Source organism: Bdellovibrio bacteriovorus, from assembly GCF_001592735.1.
Taxonomy (GTDB): domain Bacteria; phylum Bdellovibrionota; class Bdellovibrionia; order Bdellovibrionales; family Bdellovibrionaceae; genus Bdellovibrio; species Bdellovibrio bacteriovorus_D.
In genome coordinates this window covers 233,184-255,036 of the sequence record NZ_LUKE01000002.1, presented here as the reverse complement: position 1 = coordinate 255,036, position 21,853 = coordinate 233,184, and the positions used below count along the sequence as shown (strand labels likewise).

20 protein-coding genes are annotated in these 21,853 nt (G+C 45.1%); 10 read left to right on the top strand and 10 right to left on the bottom strand.

Going from position 1 to position 21,853, the window contains the following annotated elements:
• Window positions 1-2: 2 nt before the first annotated feature.
• The 9 genes from AZI86_RS11735 (at window position 3) to dtd (ending at window position 10,561) form a co-directional block, all read left to right on the top strand.
• Window positions 3-581, top strand: coding sequence for a c-type cytochrome (locus AZI86_RS11735; RefSeq protein WP_061835379.1), 579 nt, complete (start codon window positions 3-5; stop codon window positions 579-581).
• A 9-nt stretch (window positions 582-590) separates the two neighbouring features.
• Window positions 591-1,793: a hypothetical protein gene (locus AZI86_RS11730; RefSeq protein WP_061835378.1), complete on the top strand. Its 1,203-nt coding sequence runs from the start codon at window positions 591-593 to the stop codon at window positions 1,791-1,793.
• A 305-nt stretch (window positions 1,794-2,098) separates the two neighbouring features.
• The gene (locus tag AZI86_RS11725; protein ID WP_061835377.1) at window positions 2,099-3,322 is read left to right on the top strand and encodes an MFS transporter; all 1,224 of its coding nucleotides are present in this window, start codon (window positions 2,099-2,101) and stop codon (window positions 3,320-3,322) included.
• Between the two features lie 117 nt (window positions 3,323-3,439).
• Complete coding sequence (locus tag AZI86_RS11720; RefSeq protein WP_061835376.1) at window positions 3,440-4,120, top strand: PilZ domain-containing protein; 681 nt, start codon at window positions 3,440-3,442, stop codon at window positions 4,118-4,120.
• A 76-nt stretch (window positions 4,121-4,196) separates the two neighbouring features.
• Window positions 4,197-6,158 carry a threonine--tRNA ligase gene (thrS, locus tag AZI86_RS11715; RefSeq protein WP_061835375.1) on the top strand — a complete coding sequence of 654 codons (1,962 nt, stop codon included), beginning with the start codon at window positions 4,197-4,199 and terminating at the stop codon, window positions 6,156-6,158.
• Between the two features lie 98 nt (window positions 6,159-6,256).
• Window positions 6,257-6,850, top strand: coding sequence for a translation initiation factor IF-3 (gene infC / locus AZI86_RS11710; RefSeq protein ID WP_061835374.1), 594 nt, complete (start codon window positions 6,257-6,259; stop codon window positions 6,848-6,850).
• 50 nt (window positions 6,851-6,900) lie between these two features.
• Window positions 6,901-9,039: a sensor histidine kinase gene (locus AZI86_RS11705; protein ID WP_061835373.1), complete on the top strand. Its 2,139-nt coding sequence runs from the start codon at window positions 6,901-6,903 to the stop codon at window positions 9,037-9,039.
• 111 nt (window positions 9,040-9,150) lie between these two features.
• Window positions 9,151-10,092 carry a hypothetical protein gene (locus tag AZI86_RS11700; protein ID WP_061835372.1) on the top strand — a complete coding sequence of 314 codons (942 nt, stop codon included), beginning with the start codon at window positions 9,151-9,153 and terminating at the stop codon, window positions 10,090-10,092.
• Between the two features lie 31 nt (window positions 10,093-10,123).
• The gene (gene dtd, locus AZI86_RS11695) at window positions 10,124-10,561 is read left to right on the top strand and encodes a D-aminoacyl-tRNA deacylase (RefSeq protein ID WP_061835371.1); all 438 of its coding nucleotides are present in this window, start codon (window positions 10,124-10,126) and stop codon (window positions 10,559-10,561) included.
• Between the two features lie 14 nt (window positions 10,562-10,575).
• Here dtd and AZI86_RS11690 read toward each other — a convergent pair whose 3' ends face one another.
• Entirely contained in the window at window positions 10,576-11,385 is an 810-nt protein-coding gene (locus tag AZI86_RS11690) for a helix-turn-helix domain-containing protein (RefSeq protein ID WP_061835370.1), read from the bottom strand.
• 21 nt (window positions 11,386-11,406) lie between these two features.
• Complete coding sequence (locus tag AZI86_RS19230) at window positions 11,407-11,544, bottom strand: hypothetical protein (RefSeq protein WP_157684695.1); 138 nt, start codon at window positions 11,542-11,544, stop codon at window positions 11,407-11,409.
• Window positions 11,545-11,719: 175 nt separating this feature from the next.
• Here AZI86_RS19230 and AZI86_RS11685 point away from each other — a divergent pair, with 175 nt between their 5' ends.
• Entirely contained in the window at window positions 11,720-12,466 is a 747-nt protein-coding gene (locus AZI86_RS11685) for a hypothetical protein (protein ID WP_061835369.1), read from the top strand.
• Between the two features lie 51 nt (window positions 12,467-12,517).
• Here AZI86_RS11685 and AZI86_RS11680 read toward each other — a convergent pair whose 3' ends face one another.
• The 8 genes from AZI86_RS11680 to AZI86_RS11645 are packed head-to-tail and all read right to left on the bottom strand — an operon-like array spanning window position 12,518 to window position 21,849.
• The gene (locus AZI86_RS11680) at window positions 12,518-13,744 is read right to left on the bottom strand and encodes a hypothetical protein (protein WP_061835368.1); all 1,227 of its coding nucleotides are present in this window, start codon (window positions 13,742-13,744) and stop codon (window positions 12,518-12,520) included.
• Window positions 13,741-14,784: a hypothetical protein gene (locus tag AZI86_RS11675; protein ID WP_061835367.1), complete on the bottom strand. Its 1,044-nt coding sequence runs from the start codon at window positions 14,782-14,784 to the stop codon at window positions 13,741-13,743. Before AZI86_RS11675 ends, AZI86_RS11680 begins: the two co-directional genes overlap by 4 nt.
• Window positions 14,781-15,524, bottom strand: coding sequence for an outer membrane beta-barrel domain-containing protein (locus tag AZI86_RS11670; RefSeq protein WP_061835366.1), 744 nt, complete (start codon window positions 15,522-15,524; stop codon window positions 14,781-14,783). Before AZI86_RS11670 ends, AZI86_RS11675 begins: the two co-directional genes overlap by 4 nt.
• On the bottom strand, window positions 15,524-16,882 hold the full coding sequence (locus tag AZI86_RS19105; protein WP_061835365.1) for a hypothetical protein: 1,359 nt from the start codon (window positions 16,880-16,882) through the stop codon (window positions 15,524-15,526). Before AZI86_RS19105 ends, AZI86_RS11670 begins: the two co-directional genes overlap by 1 nt.
• Window positions 16,883-16,894: 12 nt before the next feature.
• The gene (locus tag AZI86_RS11660) at window positions 16,895-18,124 is read right to left on the bottom strand and encodes an AgmX/PglI C-terminal domain-containing protein (RefSeq protein ID WP_061835364.1); all 1,230 of its coding nucleotides are present in this window, start codon (window positions 18,122-18,124) and stop codon (window positions 16,895-16,897) included.
• 13 nt (window positions 18,125-18,137) lie between these two features.
• On the bottom strand, window positions 18,138-18,404 hold the full coding sequence (locus AZI86_RS11655) for a hypothetical protein (RefSeq protein WP_061835363.1): 267 nt from the start codon (window positions 18,402-18,404) through the stop codon (window positions 18,138-18,140).
• Window positions 18,401-21,361, bottom strand: coding sequence for a tetratricopeptide repeat protein (locus AZI86_RS11650; protein WP_061835362.1), 2,961 nt, complete (start codon window positions 21,359-21,361; stop codon window positions 18,401-18,403). The genes AZI86_RS11655 and AZI86_RS11650 overlap by 4 nt, the downstream gene beginning before the upstream one ends.
• Entirely contained in the window at window positions 21,358-21,849 is a 492-nt protein-coding gene (locus AZI86_RS11645; protein ID WP_061835361.1) for an ExbD/TolR family protein, read from the bottom strand. Before AZI86_RS11645 ends, AZI86_RS11650 begins: the two co-directional genes overlap by 4 nt.
• Between the last annotated feature and the right edge of the window lie 4 nt (window positions 21,850-21,853).

Genomic DNA, 21,853 nt, shown 5'->3' with positions numbered 1-21,853 from the left:
TCATGAGAAGCATCGTAAACTTACAAATCACAATGCTGGCGGCGGGACTTTCGATCCTGGCGCTTTCGTCTTGCGGTCCTCGTGGAAATAATCCGAACGTCGAAATCATCCAAGATATGATGGAATCTCCGGCGATCAAAGCGCAAGAGTATGACGAGAACTCTCCTCACGGCAGCGGAATGCGTGTTCCTCCTGAGCACACGGCGCCTGTGGGCTTTGAACCTTACAAATATGGTAATGACGTTGAGGCGGCTTCTAAAGGTTTGAAAAATCCTTTGGCGGGCCAAACCGAAGACGACATCATCCTGACGGGCCAAAAATACTATGAAACTAACTGCGCTGTTTGCCATGGTTTTAAAGGTGAAGGCGGTGAGGCTGCAAAGTCCGTTGTGTCTTCAAAAATGGCTTTGAAACCACCAGCCGTGGTGAGCGACAAAGTTAAAGGTTGGACTGATGGTCATCTTTATCACGTGATCACTATGGGGCAAGGGGTGATGGGGCCTTATGCTTCCCACGTTCCGCAAAAATACCGTTGGCAAGTAGTTAACTATATCCGCTTCTTAGAGAAGCAAGCGAAGTAGGTCTGAAAAATGGGTGACTCTAATCATCACGTGAATCTTCACGTTTCAAAATTCGAAGCTCCAGCTAAGCTAAAAACATTGAGCTTTGCTTTGATCGCGATCGGTCTTGTGACGTTCTTGGTGGGTTTGATGAAAAATCAAGACCGCCTTTGGACTTCTTACCTTGTTGCGTTCTTTTTCTTCTCGGCTATGGCGGTGAGCGGTCTTTTCTGGATCGCGATCAACTCGGTGGCTAAAGCAGGTTGGTCCGTGACGATTCGTCGTTACGCGGAAGCCACAACATCCTTCATCCCGGCGATTCTTATCGGTGGTTTGATCATGTTAGTGGGTTTCAAGCACCTTTACCCTTGGGCAAATCCTGAAGTGATCGCGGGCAGCCCGGTGATCGCCGCAAAAACCGGTTACCTCAATGCCGGCTTCTTCGTGGTTCGTTTGTTCATCTTTGCGGTGGGTTGCATGATCTTCCGTTGGATTTTGGTTGGAAACTCTTTGAAGCAAGACCAAACCGGTGATGACAGCTTAACATTGAAAAGCGTTCCGCCCGCAGTGGGCTTTATCGTGTTCTTTGCTTTGGCGTTCTCGTTTTTCTCTGTCGATCTTTTAATGTCATTGTTGCCTACTTGGTATTCAACGATCTTTGGGGTTTACACCTTTGCGGGTATGTTCCAGGCGGGCATGGCTTTCTTGGCCATCGTGATCATCTTAATGCGTCGCCATGGTTTCGTTAAAGGTTACGTGACTGTCGAACATCAACATGACGTCGTGAAGTACCTTAAAGGTTTCTCGATCTTCTGGGCGTATATTGCGTTCTCTCAATTTATGTTGATCTGGTATGCTAACATTCCAGAAGAAACGGAATACTACATCATGCGCGCTCAAGGCGGCTGGATGAGTATCTCCTTGATCCTTTTGGTCTTCCGTTTCGTGGTTCCGTTCTTGGCGCTACTTCCTCGTGGAGCGAAACGTACAGACAACCACGTGATCGCAGTTTCTATCTTGGTTCTTGCAATGCAATACCTCGATATTTACTGGATGGTGTATCCAAACTTCTTTGATGGTCATGTGACATTTGGCTTCTGGGAAGTAGGAATCTTCGCGGGTTTTGCGGGATTGTTCTTGTTAACGATCATGTCTTTCTGGAGCAAGCACAGCCTGGTTCCACTTAAAGACCCTCGCATCCATGAAGCGATCAATCACCACGTAGCCTACTAGGCGCGCGGTCGCTGAAAACGGCCCGATCGACTGCGTTGTCGGGCCTCGATTTCCGCTCCGACGTACTTGGAGTACGCCTCCGCGTAAATCGAAACCCTCCGCCTTGCGCTCGAACCATTTTGAGCGACCTTTGTAAGGTGAGTGTGTTGAAAAAATATTTCTTTAAAAAGACCTCGCGAGGGGTCTTTCTTTTTTGTGGGCACTCGAAAAGTTTTAAGTGATACTTAATATTTAATTTCGAGGTTTCTATTCGAGAGCATCCATTCTCCGGAAATATATGGGATAAAGTCAGCGCCGTCTGCTTTATGAATCTGATTTGTTTCGGATCCTTTTACCTTTCTAGCGTCTTCGTCACCGAGCTTTCACCGGCAGTAACGACCTCGGGCGGTGAACCTACTTTATTGATGGACTTCCTCGCATTTTTTGTGGGGTTTTTGGCCCGTCCTGTAGGCGCATTATGGTTTGGTGTGCGCGGGGATTTAATCAGTCCTCGTAAGGCCATCAAAGAAAGCATTCTATTGTTAATTTTTTCTACAGCCCTCATGGGGGTTCTTCCGTCGGCGCCGGCGACCAACGATCTTTACTTTATTTTGTTACGGTGTTTTCAAGGCATTGGCTTGGGTGGGGCTTATGCCGCGATGGCGGTCTATCTTTACGAAAGTGCTCCGGCAGATAAGAGGAATCGTTTCACCTCTTGGATTCAGTTTTCTGTCGCCATTGGATATATCACCGCTTTGCTGGGTGTTGTGATGTTAAAGACGATTTATGCTCAAGAGTTTTATATCAAAGGCGGATGGCGTATCGCCTTTTTCCTACCGATTGCCGGGTTGTTTTTTTTAGAACCTTTTAGGGAAGATGAAAATCAAGGGACTTTAGTGATAGAAAAGGCGCAATGGCTGCGTTCCTGCATTTTAACCATTCGAAGGCAGGGGAAGAGCTGGACACCTTATTTGGCGGTCTTAATTGCTACGGGAATTCTATCCTTTACGGCGTCCAACTTTAAGTTTTACTTTATGAAAGTGATTTTAAAAATGGATCCGGTGGCGGTGGATTTCGCATCGGGAATAGGAACTATTTTGTTTCTGCCGTTTTATTATATTGGTGGAGTGCTGGCGGATCGCTTTGGAAGTTTTAAGATCTGCTGGATCAGCGTGGCGGTGGGATGTTTGTGGATGTTTCCCTCTTTTAAAATTTTGGAGGGGGCTTCTTACCAAAGCTCTCATCAAACCCTGACGATCGCGTTTGCGGTGGCAAGCCTGGGCGCTATTTTAGTGACCGGTTTTGCGGCGATGATCGCGATGTTGTGCGATTTATTCCCCCGAAACATGCGTTGCACCTTATTTGCTCTTTCTTATAGTTTGACCGTGGGATTTCTGGGCAGCCTCGTTCACGGCTATGGCATTCATGCCTTTCAAGCTCATGGCTTTAGATACGCGGGTATTTTTCTGGCGGTAGGGATTGCGACGGTTTGCGTGTTAGGCAGTGCTTATTTGTATTTCCCAAGCGATTCAGAAAAAAATCACTCATAATCGGACGCTGAGCCCGGTTGTTTAATGTTTTATATACGCATGTCCACAGAGTAAACGCCGTGGTCCCATTAGAACGCACTAGAGCCCTGGGCCCTGCCTTTGCATTACAAACTCTCCATGCAATTAACAATGGTTAAGCACGTGGTCTATCTCAATTCGAGTCAAGTTTTGCCGCCTTATCTTGAGGGACTTATGGGTGTCCGTTGGTTGTTTGCTAAAGACCCTCGGGAGTTTCGCCAAATCCTGGCAAAGCAACCCGGTGAGTTGATCGTCATCGTAAAGGCTGATTTTTTAGGGGTTAGAACTGCAGAAACTCTTTCTTCTTGGGCGCAATCTCACCCAAGGCTTTCCTTTATATTTGTGGTGCAAGCTATTGAAAAAGCGGCCTATCAGGTTTCTTTAAATCAACCGAAGTGGTTGTTTGTGTATGAATCAGAAGGTCCGCGTCTGACTGAAATTATAACTCGTCGCATTCAAGGTAAGTCGACCAAAAGCCGTCGTCATGAGCGGGTGCAGGTGCGCGCCCCGGTGATGTTAAAGAAATCCATGACTGCCGACAAAGCTCCTCAAGGGGGCAAGGTTCAATTCCTTAAAGAGGGTGAAATGCAGGATTTTTCCCAAGGCGGGGCTAAAGTGGCCTTAGATTCGACGGGAGTGAAAGTGAAGGACTTTGTGAGTCTCATGTATCGCAATAGTGCGGGCCGCTGGGTTTCGATTGAGTCTCAGGTACGCTGGGTTGTGTCGATGGCTTCTGGCAAACAGGTTATCGGGGTTCAATTTCTTGCGGTGAGTGCTTGACCCTGTGTCCCTCGAGGATTACTACTAGTGTGATGCAAAAGCGCAACAATTCTTCACACTTAAGCACCTCATTCTAATGTCACAAGTTACAATTATTTTGCCGGATAACTCCACCAAGGTTTTTAATCATGAGCCGACAGCACTTGAAGTCGCTCAATCCATCGGTCCTCGTTTGGGTAAAGAAACCCTGGGCGTAAAAATCAATGGGTCTAATGAGATCTCGGATCTTCGCACCGTTTTAAAAGATCAAACTAAGGTGGCGCTGGTGACCACCAAAAGCCCGGAAGCTGTCGAAGTCATTCGTCATACCGCCGCGCACGTGATGGCTGATGCCGTTCAAAAACTATGGCCCGAAGTGAAAGTCACCATTGGTCCGGTGATCGATAATGGATTCTATTACGATTTCGATTCTCCATTTACTTTCACCGAAGAACACTTTGAAAAGATCGAAAAAGAAATGGCCAATATTGTGGCGAAGGATCTGGTGATCCGTCGTGAAGACTGGCCGATTTCTAAAGCGATTGAAACCTTCAAAGGAATGAAAGAGCGTTTCAAGGTCGAGCTTATCGAGAGTTTGGCGGAAAAAGGCGAAACCACTGTTGGTATTTACTATAACGGTGACGGTTGGTTTGATCTTTGTCGTGGACCGCACATCCAAACTACAGGGCAAATCAAAGCCTTTAAGTTGTTGTCCGTGGCCGGGGCTTACTGGCGTGGTGACGAAAAGAACGCGCAATTACAACGTATTTACGCCACCGCTTTTAATGATAAAAAAGATCTTGAGCTTTATCTTCATAATATCGAAGAAGCGAAAAAGCGCGATCACCGCAAGCTGGGTAAAGAGTTGGGGTTGTTTTACTTCAATGAACTCGCTCCCGGTTCTCCCTTCTTTACCGGTAAGGGCGCGACGGTTTACACCGCTTTGCAAACTTACTTGCGTGAGTTGTATATGGAAACGGGCTATCAAGAGGTGATCACCCCGCAAATTTTTGACGTGAACTTGTTCCATACGTCAGGTCACTATCAAAATTATAAAGAGAACATGTTCTTCACCAAGGTGGACGAGCGTGATTTTGCCTCTAAACCGATGAACTGTCCTTCGCATTGTTTGCTTTTCAACTCTGACAAGTATTCTTATCGTGATTTGCCTGTCAAGATGGCCGACTTTGGTCGACTGCATCGCTATGAAAAATCAGGAGCGATGCACGGTTTGACTCGTGTTCGTACCTTCTGCCAAGACGATGCGCATATTTTCTGTCGTTTGGATCAGCTGCAAGAAGAGATCGCCAAATTCATGCAATTGCTCAATCGTGTTTACGACAAATTGGGCATGAGTAACTATAAGATCTTCCTGTCTACGCGCCCAGAAAACAGAATGGGAAGCGAAGAGTATTGGGACATGGCCGAAGGTGCTTTGGCGGAAGCTTTGAAAACTTTGAATCTTCCGTTTGAAATCAATCCCGGCGATGGCGCCTTTTACGGTCCGAAGCTCGATATTATGTTTGTCGATGCTTTAAGCCGTCCTTGGCAGTTGGGAACTCTGCAAGTGGATCCGAACTTGCCTCAAGCCTTTGATTTGAAATACACGGGTGAGGACAATAAAGAGCACCGTCCTGTCATGTTACACAGAGCGATTTTAGGCTCTTTAGAACGTTTCATCGGGGTTTACTTAGAGCACACGGCGGGCCACTTGCCTCCTTGGTTGGCCCCTGTTCAAGTCAGCATCTTAAACGTCACCGATCGTGTGAATGGATTCTGTGATGAGTTAATGACTCTACTTAAGGCTGATAAAGTTCGGGTTGAGTTTGATCGCAGAAATGAGAAACTAAACTATAAAATCCGCGAGGCTCAGCTGCAAAAAGTCCCTTACATGATTATCGTAGGTGACAAGGAAGCAGAGAGCAGAACGGTGTCACTTCGCTTGCGCGACGGCTCTGAACATAAGGGCTTGAGTGTTGAGCATGTGAAGGAAATGATTGTAAACGATATTAACCAAAGACTGTTACAGGCATCACTTATGAAGCCTGCAACCACATAAACGAAACCCGGAGGTTTCCCATTAGCAAGTTCGAAGGTAATTTTAGAGGCGGTGGCGGTGGACGCTTTGACCGTAACAAGAAAGACTCTAAAGACTCTTTGCGTGTAAACCGTGAGATCCGTGCGCAACAAATCCGCGTGATCGATGATGAAGGTAATATGTTGGGCGTGATGACGGTGCCTGAAGCTCTTCGCATCGCTGAAGATCGTGGATTGGATCTCCTAGAGATTGCTCCTACGGCAAGTCCTCCAACTTGTAAAATCATGGATTACGGCAAGTGGAAGTACGAAAAGAAAAAACAAGCCACAGCGGCTCGTAAAAAACAAACTGTCGTAACGATCAAAGAGATCCAGATGCGTCCGCGCACAGATCAACATGACTTTGAAACGAAGATGAACCATGCGCGCCGATTCTTGCTTGATGGCGACAAAGTGAAAGTCAGCCTCAGATTCATGGGACGTGAAATGGCCCATCAAGAGCTGGGTATGGAAGTCATGAAAAAGTGTATCGAGTTCGTGAATGATTTGGCGATGATTGAATCTCAGCCAAAAATGGAAGGTAAGAACATGTTCTTAATGTTGGGCCCAGATCCACTTAAGATCAAAGAATACCAAAAACTTCACCCGAACAAGTCGAAGCAAGACACCAAAGAGCTTGCCGACCTTGAAGAGGTTGAGGAAGACGAAGACTAAATGTCAAAGCCGGGGAAACCCGGCTTTTCTTTTTTGAAGAAAGCCTTGTGATGAAAAAGAAACTTTTAGGATGCCTTTTAATCAGCTTCTTAATGATCCATCCGCTGGTAAGTAATTTTCTGCAAGACTGGGGTATTTCAGTCGGAGCAAAGCTCAATGATTTTATGATGCTCACCTTACCGCGCCCCGCCCCTTCGGGAAAAGTCGCGGTTGTCGGATCGGCCATCCCTGAAAACTTCGCGGCCATTCAAAAAAATCTGCAGGTGCTTTTAGATCAAAAGCCTCTTTTTGTCATTTCGACTTTACCGCTGCCATTGAAAAATGCCTCAAGTGCTGAAATTCAAGAGTTCGTGAAGTTCGCCTCGGGTCACCCGAATTTATATTTTTACTCAAACTATCCTGATAAAGATCCTTTAAGTCTGGCTCAGCATCCCGACTTTAAAAAAACTCAGCATGTTTTTATTCCGTTAACTCAAGATCGCGGTAGTGACGGGATGACGCGCAGATTGATTATTGATTATGACGTCAATGATCCAAGCATTGATCATCCTTTGATGGGTGTCTTAGGTAAGTATGGCATTTCATCGAAGGTCGAAGACTTTCCCACCTATCCTTGGGAGATCAGTCTGCAAACTCATCTTCGTTATCGTCATCCCGCAGTCGCTCCAATTATTTTGTTAAACCAGCTGCCAAAAAGCGTGGAAGGTCAGATCCTTATTCTTGGATTAGATGATGTGATGAATGACGATGGATGGGGATCGGCCATCAGTGGCGATTACATGACGCTTTCCCAGCGCGTGGCTTTGGATTTAGAGACTTTGATTCAAAAAGATGCCGTGGACAGATTTATGCGCACATCACGGCAGATTTTTGCCTTCATTTTCGTGTTTGCGTATCTGTGTGGAGTTCTTTTCTTAAGTCCGGTGGCGGCGACACTCTGGGGTGGGGCCGTGATCCTGTCTTATTTTGTGATCGCTTTTGCAAGTTTGTACTTCTTTAATAAGCTTTTGTTTCTGCTTGAAGTTCCTTTTGTTTTGATGCTGGCGCATTTTTTCATAGCACCTTTGCTTTTGATTCGTCACTTGCGTCTGCGCGACCGTCAAGTGGCCGATTTGGAAATGCAGCGTTTGCGTTCAAACTTAGTTGTTAAATCCGCGCGCGCCGAACAAGGTCTTAAAATCGCCACGCAAGTGGCGCATGATATGCGCTCGCCGTTAACGGCGTTGATGATTGCCAACGAATACAAAGGCAACATAAATCCGGAAGCCGCCGATCTGATTGATAAATCCATCGTGCGCCTGCATCGTATTTCCGATGATCTGTTAAAGAAATTCCGCAGCGGCGGATTGTATGAAGGGGCTGCGGCGCAAGTTTTAAACTTGTCAGAAGTTTTAGCCGAACTTAAAGACGCTTACGAAAAATCGTGGACACGTTTAAAGATTCACCTGCAGTGCCCTCCAGATGTTTTGGTAAAGACCTCAGACCCGACGGCGATAGAACGTGCGATTTCAAACATGCTTAATAACTCATTAGAGGCGGCGGCTAAAAATGTCCCGGTCGAAGTGCGCTTGAATGTTAAGAAGGTCAAAGACGGCATGATTGAAATTGAGCTCAGCGATAATGGTCCCGGAGTGCCGGCAGAAATTCGAGCACGGATTTTTGAGCGCGGCGAAACTCACAATAAAGCCGATGGTTCGGGTTTAGGTTTGTGGCAAGTGCGTGAGACTTTCAAGGGACTGAGCGGCGATGCGGTCTTGCAAGATAAGACTCCAGGCGCGCATTTTCTTTTAACTTTTTCTAGCGGTCTTGTGCCACAAGTTTTGCACCTTCATCGCAATGTGATTTTACTTGAAGATAACAACACCGTTCGCGAAAGATGGCTAAAGCGCTTACAAGACTTAGGGGCTCACGTGGTCGGGTACTCGTCACCGGATGAATTTGAAAAATACAAAGGTGAAGTATCTGGGACGGTGATCACGGATCTTATTTTTGAGAATTCGGACAAAACGGGCTTTCAAGTTTTAGAGTCCCTGCAAGGCAAGTCTGTGCAAAAGGTCCTGTGCACCTCTTTAGGTAACAATGCAGAGATTCACGACATGGCCGGGCGTTTAGCGGATATTATCTTCACCAAAGCGCAATTCGAAGAACTGCTATTTACCGACACCACACGGGTGGAGTTCACTGTCTAAGGGTTTTAAGCCTGTCGATCCCCTCGACAGGCGTCAAAATTCCAGGGTCTCATTTTGATACCTGACGATTTTCCCCTCTGAAAAAGGCATTCTTGCTGCTAGCCTTTCTAAATGCAGAAAAAAGTGTTGTTAGTTTCAGCGATACTCGGCTCGGCGATTCTTTTTTATAAAATCCAAAATTTTGAAGAAAAAACGACAAAGGAAACTTCGGCGAGCGAAATCCTTGCCCCCGAGTCAGTTCCTTTAATTCCTGCGCTTGAAGTGAAGGCTGAGGATTTGGTTCCAGAAAAAGCGCCAGAGCGCAGGCCCGCGACGACCGTAGATCAACAAGAGTTTTCGGGTTTAGATAAATACTATTGTCTGCTTAAAGAAAAAAATCTGGATATTCCGTTGCAGGGTGAAATGCGTTTAAGGGCATTTTCTATGACCAATATTAAAAATGAAGTGGAAGCACACCGAATTCAGATTCATAGCGAAGGGTGCGGCAAAGGAACTTTTTCTGAGGTGTTTGTCGATAATAACATGAAAGTTTTGGGGATGCGGGACTGTCGCAACTTTAGCCGTGAAGTTGAAGCTATTTTTTCCGGCATTATTTATGGCGCAGAAATAGAAAGCCCTTCTAAGCAGGGAATCCTTAACGTGGCTTCGCAAAATGGATTGTTTGTACGACGATGCGAAGAAGAGACCCAGTTCTCTTTAGATGGCGGATTTATCACTCGTGAAGGGATCTTAAGGGATGCTGCGGGTTGTGAGATCTTGGATCGACGCGGGGAAAGTATTGAGGTCGGCATGAATTCAACGCCAGACCAGAACGGCTGCTTTGAAAACGGACAGTGCTTGGCCCTAATTCATCCTTCCCCTGAAAGTGCTTGGGTTATTAATAAAGACACCTTTTTAGGGGTCAATGATTTCTCAGATCTCTTAGTGCCCGTGCGAGAAGTCATGGTTCAAGAGGGATTTTTGGGACGTGCTCACCCAGAAATGGGATTGACTGATACTGATACGACATCTTGGCCTGTTTATAATCCGGCAGCATCCTGCGCGTCGTTGTAAAGCGTATTTTTTTATCTTAGAATCCTAGGGCATGAAAGCCGTCGTTCAAAGAGCTAAAAGAGCCAGTGTCACCGTGGATGGGCAATTGATTTCCTCAATTGGCCCGGGTTTATTAACACTCTTGGGGATCGCTCAAGGTGATAGTGAAGAACAGCTTAAAAAGATGATAACAAAGATCTGTGCTTTGCGAATTTTTCCTGATGCCGAAGGCAAGATGAACTTGTCTGTTAAAGATATCCAAGGAGAGCATCTGATCGTTTCTCAATTCACATTATTGGGTGATGTCAGCCGCGGCAGTCGGCCCAGTTTTGTGAATGCCGAAAAACCTGATGCCGCTAAAGTCCTTTATGAAAAATCATTGCAGCTAAGTCGTGCAGAAGGGGTTAAAACCCTGGGTGGCGTCTTCGGGGGCGACATGAAGGTGGATCTTCTTAATGACGGCCCCGTGACTTTGATTTTGGAAGTTTAGGTTTAAACTTCAAACTAAAGGTTTTTAATTTCTCCTAAAGTGTTCTCAACGATTTTAAGTACTTTGTCTTCGTTATCCACGATGGTGAAAGCGTGCATGATGACCATCGTCTGCAGCTCGGATTCCGGTAAAGATTTTTCTTCGTAAGAAGCAAGCTTCATAAAGGCTTCGCGGGCTTTATTTTGTTCATGCACGAACTTCGTGTAAGACTCGCGACTGACTTTGGTGGCATTCATGCTAAAGCCTTTAGGTATCTTATCTTCGGACTTAGGGTTGTAAGCACTTAGCTCGTCAGAGATATTCTGAATAAAGAATTCTGCGCCTTTGCTAATAAAATTTCGATAGTATGCTTTGGCCAAAACTCCATGACCTAGCCCTGGAAGGTTTTTAAACGCCGGCTTTACGCGCAGCTTACCGGTGACTTTGATCAGCTCGAGCTTTTCAAGCTGAAGCAGGTATTTGTCTGTTGAACGTGCGTTTAGCTTATATTTTTCGGCAATTTGTTCCGGAGTGAAGGAATACAGCGCGATAAAATAAGCTAGGTACGAAGAGTTCTTAGCCAAGAATTCTTGTTGTGGCAAAGTGAACTCTTCTTGGTCGTCTTTTTTGATGTGGATAAGGGTTTCAATTTCCCCGAAAGTTACATCTAAAAGTTCACAAAGCTGAAGCAAACGGGGAAGGCTTAACTCTTCAGGGCCTAAAATGCGCTTCACGGTCGGCACCGAGCACTCAAGTTCTTCGGCGACGTTTTCGTAAGTCAGTTTTTTCTTTTTTAAAAGATCCTTGATCACGGTCTTGATTTGTTCTGATTTAAAGTTGCTCATCTTAGTGCCTTTTTTTTAAGATTAATCTTGTTGTTCACTCACCACGAAAGCGCCACCACCTAAAACATTGAAACGGTGATAAGAAGGGGTGCTGAATTCGCAGTTTCCGTTGATAACTTTGTGTCCTAAAGAAACGATCATCAAAAGCATTGTTCTCATTTTCTAGCTCCTTGTTTTTTAAGCATGACTGCTTGAAAATGAAAGTGCCCGAACTTGCCAAGGCCCGCAACGGCGTTTCCGAAGGTATCAAAAAATGATCCAAATTTCGATAAAATGGCTAAAAACATGAAATAAAGATCTAAAATTGATACCAAAAAAGTCGATCTAAAGGGGTTTGGCAGGAGAAGGCAAGGGGCTAGCCACGTTGGCTTATCAGGCTAACGGACGCGGAGCCTGCCTTGAAAGCCAACTTAAATCTGAAGGCTCTTTGGTCGATAATGGAGTTAATTATTACCTTGGAGAGCGAACTCTTGCACTCATGGGACAAAACACCAAGACCGTAAAGCTTGGTGGAAAACGGGACCGGGATAAATACGAAAGAAAGTGGATGCCTTTGCCTAAAGCTCCCTCTGAGGAGGCTTATATGCAGCTATGCGCGCCGAAAGGGTATGATATGTTTAATGGCGCGGCGGCTTGGGTTGATCAGCTTAATAACGAGTCCCTTAAAGAGCTGCGAAAAAATATCGATGGCCTGTGTTCTCCGCGCGTTCCCATGAAACCCATGGAGATCGAACAATGGTCCTTGACGAGCGTGCCTAGAATGCATGAGATTTCTAACAAGCTGGCGTCATTTCTGAAAGCGGGCAATCCTGTCAGCATCGGGTACAGTACGACTTTTCTTGAGAAAGGAAGAGCTGCGCAGCCAAGTTTTGATAATTTGCATGAAAGCAGTATTGTGGGGATGCGCTGGAACGATAACACGCAGACCTGTGAGTTTAAACTAAGAAACTCTTGGGGAAAAAGTTGCGCTCTTTATGCGCCCGAGTTTCAAAGAGTTTGTGAAGATGGTTATCTGTGGATTAATGATCGTGATGTCCGATCGAACGTCAACGCGCTGACGGTGATCAAGCTAAAAAAATAAAACCCCGGTGTGTGGCCGGGGTTTTTAGAGATTCAAATTTGAATTTTGAATCTAGTAAGTCAGTGGGCTGACTTGAACGGTGAATTTCGCACCCTCAACGTATTGGTAGTCAATATCGCCAGAAAGAACAACCGAGTTGTTTTCAGCGTTGTACAACCAACCACCTTTACCTTGGTTGATCACTTGTTTGCCATAGCTGACCTTGATTAACGGTTTGCCGTCAACAGATCTTGGCGCCAAGTTTCCCAAGAAGATTTCTTTGCGCAAAGTTTTGATCGAAATCGAATCACCCACCGAACCCAATTCCGTACCGAAGTTTGCGGAATTGATATTGACGATGAATTTCTTTAGGATTTCTGCCGGTGTTCCGTCATACTTATTGGCTTCTAAAATCGCCGCTTCGATACGCTCTGGACCGAAAGGACCACATCCTGAAATCTGAACTTGTTTTTTGCCTTCTTTTTTAAAGCACTCAGGGTGATATTTAGGGTGAACGCGTAACGCCCAGTCCTTCGTGTCATCTTTGTCCTTTTTATTCACCAAAACACCGTAAATAGAAACTTTATCTTTACGTCCGCCCTTGAAGGCGATCAATTCTTTCACGATATCTTTTGGGTCACCGGAGGCTGAATCATCCGCATCGGTCAAAAAGATCACAACCAATTGAGCGTTCTCGCGGAAGAACTCTTCATTCGCCGCCCCACGACCGGTTTTCTGAATGGCCGCCGAAAGGGGAGAGAAGAACTCCTCATTCTCTGGACCACCTTGAGCTAAAGGAACCGCACCGATTTTTAAAGTCGACGCTAAGATATCTTTAGAATCTGTTTTGATCACGAAACGACGGTTATAGCTTTGGCCTTTGCTATCTTTAATATAGCGAAGCTCGCCAATACCATATTTTTGATTCGCTTTAAGGTAAGCTTCCGAACCGTCCCACGTCGAAATCACTCCGACATGGTAATCGATCATTTTGTTTTTAGTGATGCTGCGAGTGAATTTGTCCATATTTTTGAACAAATTCTCTTGCGCACCCTTCATGCTTTCTGAATTGTCCGTCACAAACAAGATATCCAATTGCGGGTTGAAATCCAGTTGGCTTTGGCCACCGTCTAAAGTCACCCATTCAAAGGTTTGTTCTGGCAGTTTGTCGTATTTCGGTGACTCAATCGTCTCGTTTTGCACCGGACGTTGAGAGATGTACGAAGACGACTCAGGGCTGCAAGCGGCAAATAAAAGGAATGCCGCGATATATATAGCGGCGGCAGTTAAATGTCTCACATCTTCCTCCTAAGTCCTTGAGCGCAAGATTTCGTTGCGACCTCAAACTTATCAAGTTCATCAATCCAAGGGCGACCGTCATCCATAAATACTAATTTGTCCGAATCAACCTTGTTGAATGTTTTTTTCGCGTACATTTCATCGGTTAAAGCTTGATCGGTGTGAACGCGTTGGATGGCTTCCACTTCAACCAGATTTAACTTCTGAATGATTTTAAAGTTCTCGTTCGTTTCTTCTTGAGCCAGTTCTTGCACTCTGTTTTTAAGCGCTTTAAAAGCGGCGTCGTTGATTTTTTCTAACTTAGCAACGACAGATTTGTTCTTTGAATCTGCAAAGACGATTCCTTTTTCGGAAGCTTTAAATCTTAAAACCTGTTTTTGAAACTCGATGTCTTTGTAAATGTTCAAAGGCAGTTTCGTAACGCTGTCACCCATGTCCTCCATGGATAACGGAAACTTATCAGCTTTTTTCAAAAATTTCGTCAAAGAGTCATTCCAGCCCGATTTTGCTAAGGCTTGAACTTCCATGATACGAGCTTTTTGTTTTTCTTTAAAAGCCTGGTGCGTTTCAAAAACACCTTTGTAATCACAAATCTTTAACTGACTTAAAGATTGCAGAAGGTAAGCTTCGGTATTCGTGATTTCCGCAAACTGAGGAGCAAGCAAGGTCTTAGTTTGCGCCAAAGTTTTTTCAAATTCGCCTTTACGGAAAAAAGCCCAGCCTTTTTCTTCCACGGCGTCTAACCAATAGGTATTGGCACGAGGAATCTTGTTATAAGAGCTGATCGCTTGATCGTATTTACCCGCTTCAAAATCCTTTCGGGCTTTGGTCATTAAAGTTTTGTTATCGCAATCACTGCAAAAACCTAGAGTTTTCTGTTCTAGGTCTGCGGTGCTAAACGCCAACGCCTTTTTAGTGTTTAAAGAGTCAGCCCACTTCTGAGCCCACTCTTTTACAGACACGCGCTCGGTCGCGAAAGCAGGGGTGCTCATCGCGAACATAAGAGCTGTGGCTGTAACAAAGCGAACTGATTTTATCATAAGATCCATCCGATCGAAATTGTCGCCGCCGCTGTATCTACAGAGCGAGCCACCGTGCGGTCTGGCATATCATCATATTTTTGGTAACGGATTTCAGAGCGGATGGAAAGATGACGAGACATCCAAGCACCCACACCCAAACCCGCAGTATAAAGATCGGTGTTGCCACTTGAAAGTTCAATAGAACCACCGCCAGCAAGCAAGTAAAGGTCAAACTGAGTGACACCTAAATCTAGGAAACTAGTTTTGCCGTAAATTGGGTACCAGTTTACAACAGCCATCATCGCACTTTGTGGAGTGTCGACGTTAAATGGGTTGGCAACGCCACCATTGGCTTTTGCTTCTTCGGAAGCTTTTTTGATTCTTTCTCCTTCTGGAGTGAGGCTGGACCCGAAATCATAATAACGGCCACCGATCGACCAACGAGGAGTGATGTGGTAGTCCATCGAAAAACCAATGCTTTGAGTTCTTAGATAAGCGTCACCACCCATGATGCCGCCGTAAGAAAGACCGAACTCAACTTTGTTGCGACGATCCACGATGCGCTCTTGCACGATACGTGAACGGCTGGTTGATTGAATACGGCCTGCCATATCCATAAGGTCTTTGTTACCACCTAAGGTATCAATGTCTTCAGAGGCATTGATTTGTTTAGGCGCAGACTTTTTGCCCGCCGCTTGTGCAGTTTGAACAAAAGAGCAAACGAGAAGAGCTGTTAAGAGGATTTTCATCGTTTTCATTATTTAGTCTCCTTCTTAGCAGTCGTTGTGGTTTTCTTTTTTGTAGTGGTTGTAGTTTTGGTATCTTTTTTAGCGTCAGCGGCTTTTTTTGCATCGGCGGCCTTTTTAGCGTCCGCCGCTTTCTTCGCGTCGGCTGCTTTTTTAGCATCAGCCGCTTTTTTAGCGTCCGCGGCTTTCTTTGCATCAGCCGCCTTTTTAGCATCTGCTACTTTCTTAGCAGCTTCCGCTGCTTTTGCAGTGTCCACTTTTGCTGATCTCGTAGTGACTTCTTCTTTTTTAGCGGGAGTCGTTTCAGCTTTTGTTTCTTCTTTTTTAGTTTCTGCCGGAGTGACCGTCGTTTCTGTTGTCGGAGTAGGTTCTGCTTCTACCTTTGGTAAAGCTTTGATTTTAACCTGAACCAATTTCACAGGCGTCGAAAGATCACGACCGCCTTTAGCTTTTAAACTAAAGCGAACGCGGGTGCCGTCAGCATTAGCCATCTCAGAACCATCTTTAGCCAACTGTGTTTGGCGAGACATTTTTTGAGTATCAAACAAAAGACTGAATTTCCACTGGTAATTGCCAAGGTATTCAGCAGACTTTTTAGTGGCATCCGGAGTCACGTGGCGAGTGCCATCCATTTCAAGGAAGCTATTGCCTTCAGTCACGCTGATTTTATCATAAGAAACTTCCAAGGTCGGTTTTTCCGCTGATTTATCATCAACACCTGGAACTTTCACCGTCACAGAGAAAGGAACCACAGTTCCTTCCATCACTTCCGCTTCAAGACCAGAAACCGTCAAAGCACTTGGAAGTTCTTGAGTCGGTAATACTTGAACCGTGAAGTCTTGAGAAAGATCTAAACCACGCAAAGCCTCAACAACTTTGGCATCGCCCGCGATGATCTCTGGAATAACTTTAGCGATAAACGTTTTATGGGTTTCGCCTGATGGAATTGTGTAAAAGTCAGGCGTCCAAGTTAAAACGAAAACGCCTGGTTCCGTTTTAGATTCCTCTAAAGGAATATCTTTAGGGAAGTTTGCAGCCTTAAGTCTGATTTTTACCCCCGGCACCGTGATGGCGGTGCGGATCGGGTAGGATGTTTTAACACCTTCACTGAAAGTCATCAGTGTGCCCGTAGAAATGATGATCGCATCACGACCGACTTTAGCTTGTTCACGGTAAACGATTTGCGGTGGTTGTTCGACAGGTTTGTCGACGTATTTAATCACCGGACCGTTGTTTTTGCCATTTTGTTCTTGTTGCCACTGGCGAAGTTCGTTCATATCTCCTTCTGGAGATTTAGAGTACTCACCGCAGCCGGCAGCCAAAAGACTTAAAGACAATAAAGCTGTAAATGCTGTTTTATTACTTTTCATAAATCATTTCTCCTAGCGACTGCTCACGCGAGCTAACTCAAACGGATAAAGGACATCGACATTGACCTTGCCCACGGGGCGAGGGAATTGCCAATTGCGCATCTTCGCAAGCATACAATTTTCAACCATTTTCGAATTTAAAGAAGACTCCGCCACTGAAGCGACAGTGATACGTCCCGCAGCGCCAATCACAAAACTCACTGCCACGCGACCACCAATTTGTGGAGCGGCTTGCAAGCCTTTTTCATAACAATAAACGATTTGACCTTTGTTACGGTTGATAACCGCGATGATTTGATCGCGATCTAATCCACCTTCAACAGAAGCTTCATCATCAAGTGGAAGGCTGACAGCCGATGTACCACCGACTAAAGAGATCTTACCGTAACCGGCACGACCACCACCAGAACCACGAGTTCCGTAACCGCCCGCACCTTGTGCACGAGCCCCTTCACCCGGGCTGCCAGCAATCAAGCCAGAACCAGAAAGGTAACCCTTAGCACCACCGCGACCGGCGTTACCGATACCGCCACCACCAGCACCTGTGCCGGCAGCGCGGATGTTTTTAAGTGAATTCATATCAAGGCCTTCAGCACCTTTGTGACCGTTTTTAAGTCCACCTAAGGCCGCTAAAGCACCGATACGGCGAACGTCTTTTGCCGGAGCGACTGCTTTTGCCGTACGTTTAACTAAAGTGTGAGTTTTTACGACTTTTTTAACGACTTTGTTCGTCGGCTTGATTTTCTTTTCAGAAACTTTCACCGTTTGACGAGTTTCTGGTTTAGGAGTTTCTTTTTTAACCTCTTGAGGCAGAGTGATTGTCACTAATTGAGGCTCTTGAGCTTTAGTAAAGTAATGAGCAGAAACCCATGAAGCGATTAAAAGCAAAGCCACCGCGGCCACGTGACCGATGGCGGTGTTTTTAACGAAGAGTTTTAATTTTTCGTCGTCTTGTTCTTCAGCCAAAACATAAGTAGGGCTGTTTTTAGCTGATTCAGAGAAAAGACGGAGGCGGCCGAGGCCTTGGATTTCAACTCCGTCTTCAGAGATTTGCGAAAGCTTAAGCTTTTTAACCAAGGAATATTCAATTCCCTCGTTATCCAGATCCTGCAATTGAGCACACGCTTCGATACGTCTTTTGTCTTTCAAATAAACTAGGTTCAAGTTGTCCGAGTTTACCGCAAAGGTGCGAACTTTTTGTCCTAGAGTGTTTTCGAGAATCACTAGTTTCGCAGTACTCATATGTTAGGTTCCTTTAGTTACGTTCAGTCTCCTTATCGAGACGGTCCGCAAACTGCGTTCGTCCTTTAAGGAGATCATCCAAGAGTTTATCGTTCTCGACTGTCGCCGCGGTACTCATGGAGCTGTTGTATTTCCCTCTTAAGGCACTTCCATCAAACTTAAAGGAAGTGCTCAAACGAGGTTTTTTTGCTCCCGAAGTTTCGGCCTTTTGGGCCGTTTTTCCGGCGAAAGTCACTGTGGAGAATAGCAAGATCAGGGCCAACGAGATTATTGATTTCATAGGCTTTTTCCTCTCTGTAAGTGGCTTATACGCGCTTCCAGGTAAGCAGGCATAAGAGGGTGGCCGATTTTTGTCTCAATCATTTTCAAGTTTTCAATTTCCTTCAAATCTGACGGTGATTGCGCCACAGCTTTGCGCGCAGACACCAGGTCACGTGACGAAAATGGGCGCTCAGATAAAGCGTCTTCTAAGGCTGACTTCATAGGGCCTTTACCTGGCACTTGATTCAATAATGAAAGCTCACGACCCAATAGGGGCTTTAACTCAGGACGCGCCGTTTGGTAGTCCTTAATGGTCATAGCTAAAGCATTAGAGCGAGTCCAAATTTCTTGTTCTTTGGCTTGGGCCACACGCGCTTTCATCAAGTAAGGGCGAGATTGATTTTTAAGCAGTCCCAGATACTGAGCCTTTTCCTTCTCGGAAAGACCGGCTGGTAGGGGGAGGCCAGCTAAGTCTTGAACCATACGCAAGTTTTCGACAGAAACGACGTTTAATGCCAACATTTGGGCAGTCACATCTTTTAAGGCCAAGCTTTCTTCAAGCAATTTGTCAGCTCGCTTTAAAAGCAAGATTCTGTCGGTCAAAGATTTTTGCAAGACACGGTCGTTTTTAGTGTTCAGTTTATGCTGAGCAATTTTATTCGCTTCACGACCCACTTTTTCGTAAAAGTACTGCTTAGCAATGAAATTCACTGCCGATTGCTTACGCATTTCCTTCATGCCTGTGATAGCGGAAAGACCTTTGGCATCGCCAGTTTTACCGTAAACCAAAAGAACTGTTTCATTCAGCATCGAAGGTTTTTGTTTAAGAACTTTGGCTTGTTCTTTAAGTTCTTTAACCGGTGAAGATGACAACAACACCAAACGCGTGCGCACGACATAAGCGCGTTCACCCGCAAGACCGGCCTTTAAAGCACGGCGATAGTGCTTAGAAGCATCCATTCCACCAAGGTCCGCCAAGGTTCCTAAACGGAATTCTTTTTCCTTCTCAGAGATTTTAGGATTGTTAATGCGCGAAGCTGTGGCGTAAGCATTTTGGAAATCCAAACGCTTTTCGTAATAGCTTGTTAGTTGCTCTAAGGCCTGCAAACGCTCTTCTTTAGACAAAGAGGGGATGGCAAGAAGGGCATTTAAAGACGTGATATAAGTCTTTTCATCTTCTACTTTCAATGCCAAAACACTTTGATTTTTATAGAACAAGATTTTTTCAGCAGGCGAGGCGTTTTGGATTTTACGGTCATCCAAAGCATTTAACGATGATTTCAAAGCAGATTTATCGGCCGCGGCATCATTGGCGGTGCGAGCTACATTGTTCATCAAAGTACGACGCGCGATTTGCGAGTACTCTTTGTTGTGTTGAGGAAAAATAACAGAATAATCCCAAGCCAAGGCTTCTAAAGCCTTTTCGTTTTTAACTTGAGCCAAAGCATCTAAAGAAAGATCCGCGGCTTTTTTGCGAAGATCCGGCGTGCCTTTTTTGTCTTTAGCTAAGTCTTCAAAAGCACCTGCGGCGTCTTGAAATTGTTTTTGTGAATAGCTTAAGTAAGCCAATTGGTAACGAACTTCAAACGCCTTAGGACCCTCATCAGCATATTTTAAGTAATGCAGATAAGCTTCACGCTGCATGGTGGGGTTTTTAGAGCGTTCCGCCACTGAAACTTCATTTTGCAATGCCTCTGTGCGGTCTTTTTGATCAAACGCCTTATTTTCGCTGATGATGCGATTAAATTGAATGGCGACCGCATAGTTATTCATTTCCGTTGCGACCGAAGCACCCCGCAAAACCATTTCCTTATCAGCCGGGAAGGTGTTGGTGTATGTAACATAAGCGTTCAAAAGATCTTGATCTGGTTTTAACTTTTTAGATCTATGAAGCTCAGTTACGAAGCGCTTCATAGATTTTTGGAACTCGTCACATTTGCCATTTTTGCAGCCATTCTTTTGGATGTCGGCAGCAGCTTTAGCAAAAGCGGCGATAGAAGCCGCTGTTTCCCCTTGGTCATAGCTGATTTGCGCCATTTGCACGGAAGCATCAATGCGCTCTTCTTTAGTCAAAGTAGTGTCAGCCAAATAACGGTTCATGATTTCGCGCGCGGCCTTTTTTTGACCGATGCGATCTGTTTCTTTGGCAAAATACAATAACAAATCTTTGCGCTTTTCAGCGGGGGCTAAAGCTTCAAAGCTGTTGATTTCTTTAGAAGTCACGTCTTGTTTGGTATAGAACGTTCCTAAATCGCGCATAATATCAGTATGGAAAGCGCCATCATAACGGCTGCCTTCATCTGTATCCCGAGTGATTTTTTGGGGAGTTTTAAGCAAGGTTTCTAAAGTGGCAATGGCGCCTTTGAGGTTGTCCGTGTTAAATTCACACCAAGCTAAGTTATAAACCGTCAAAGAGCGGTTTTCTAATTTAGAGTCTTTTAAAGCGACGAGATAGTTTTCGCGAGCTTCTTTGAATTTGCCTTTAGCAAATAACAAATCACCCAAACCCACGCGTGAACGAGTCACGATGGCAGGGTTGATGTTTTTCTTTTTGGCGTCTTTAACGATAGATTCATACAAGCTAATAGCTTTATCGTTTTGACCGGCCATTTCATACAAGTGAGCCAATTGGAAAAGAATGGGACCGTGCTCATTGATTTTGACATCTTTAAGCAGGGATTCATAAATGCCAACCGCTTTTAAACGATCGGCTTGAGAGCCCTTACAGCCGTTACAGTTGGCTTCAACTTCCAGCATAAAACGCATGCGGGCACGCTCCGACAACAAGTCGGCTAGACGCTGTTGACTAGACAGATAAGAACTTTCGTTTTTATCCATCGCCGACAGGACACGCTCCATTTTTTTGATCACGAGATCCTGCGTGTCGGCGTTCATTTTATCGGCAAAAGCCCCGTTAGGAGCTAAAATGCCAGTCACAAAGGCTGCTAGGGTTAGGATGTCGTTGAGTGTTTTCATTTTGAAGGTACCACCGCAAATTTCATTTTTTCGAAGCCTGATTGGCTGCTTGCTTTAAGCAAAGGATCCAAATCTTCAAACTTCATTTCTTGATCGGCTTGAACCAAAAGTTCTGTCATGTCTTCTTTAGAAGCTTTCTTAATTTCTGAAAGCTTTTGCGCCAAAACGCGCACCGGAACCACTTGATCATTCAAACGGTAAACACCTTTTTGAATGGTCAAAGTCGTCGTCTCTTTATCCAGACCGACAGAGTGTTCTGCCATTGGTAAAGTCAGATTCTTAGGAAGATCTGCTTCTTGACCTGTGGTTTGGGTTCCGATCAAAAGATAGATAACGATGATCGAAAACGCATCGATCAACGAAGTTAAAGGAAGCGCGAGAGCTAAATCACGCACGCCTTTCTTTTTGCCTTTAATTCCCGGCTTTAGGTTCATGAGTGAACCCAAAGGCGATTTTTTATTTTTATCCGCAAAGGAAGAGGATTTCATAAAA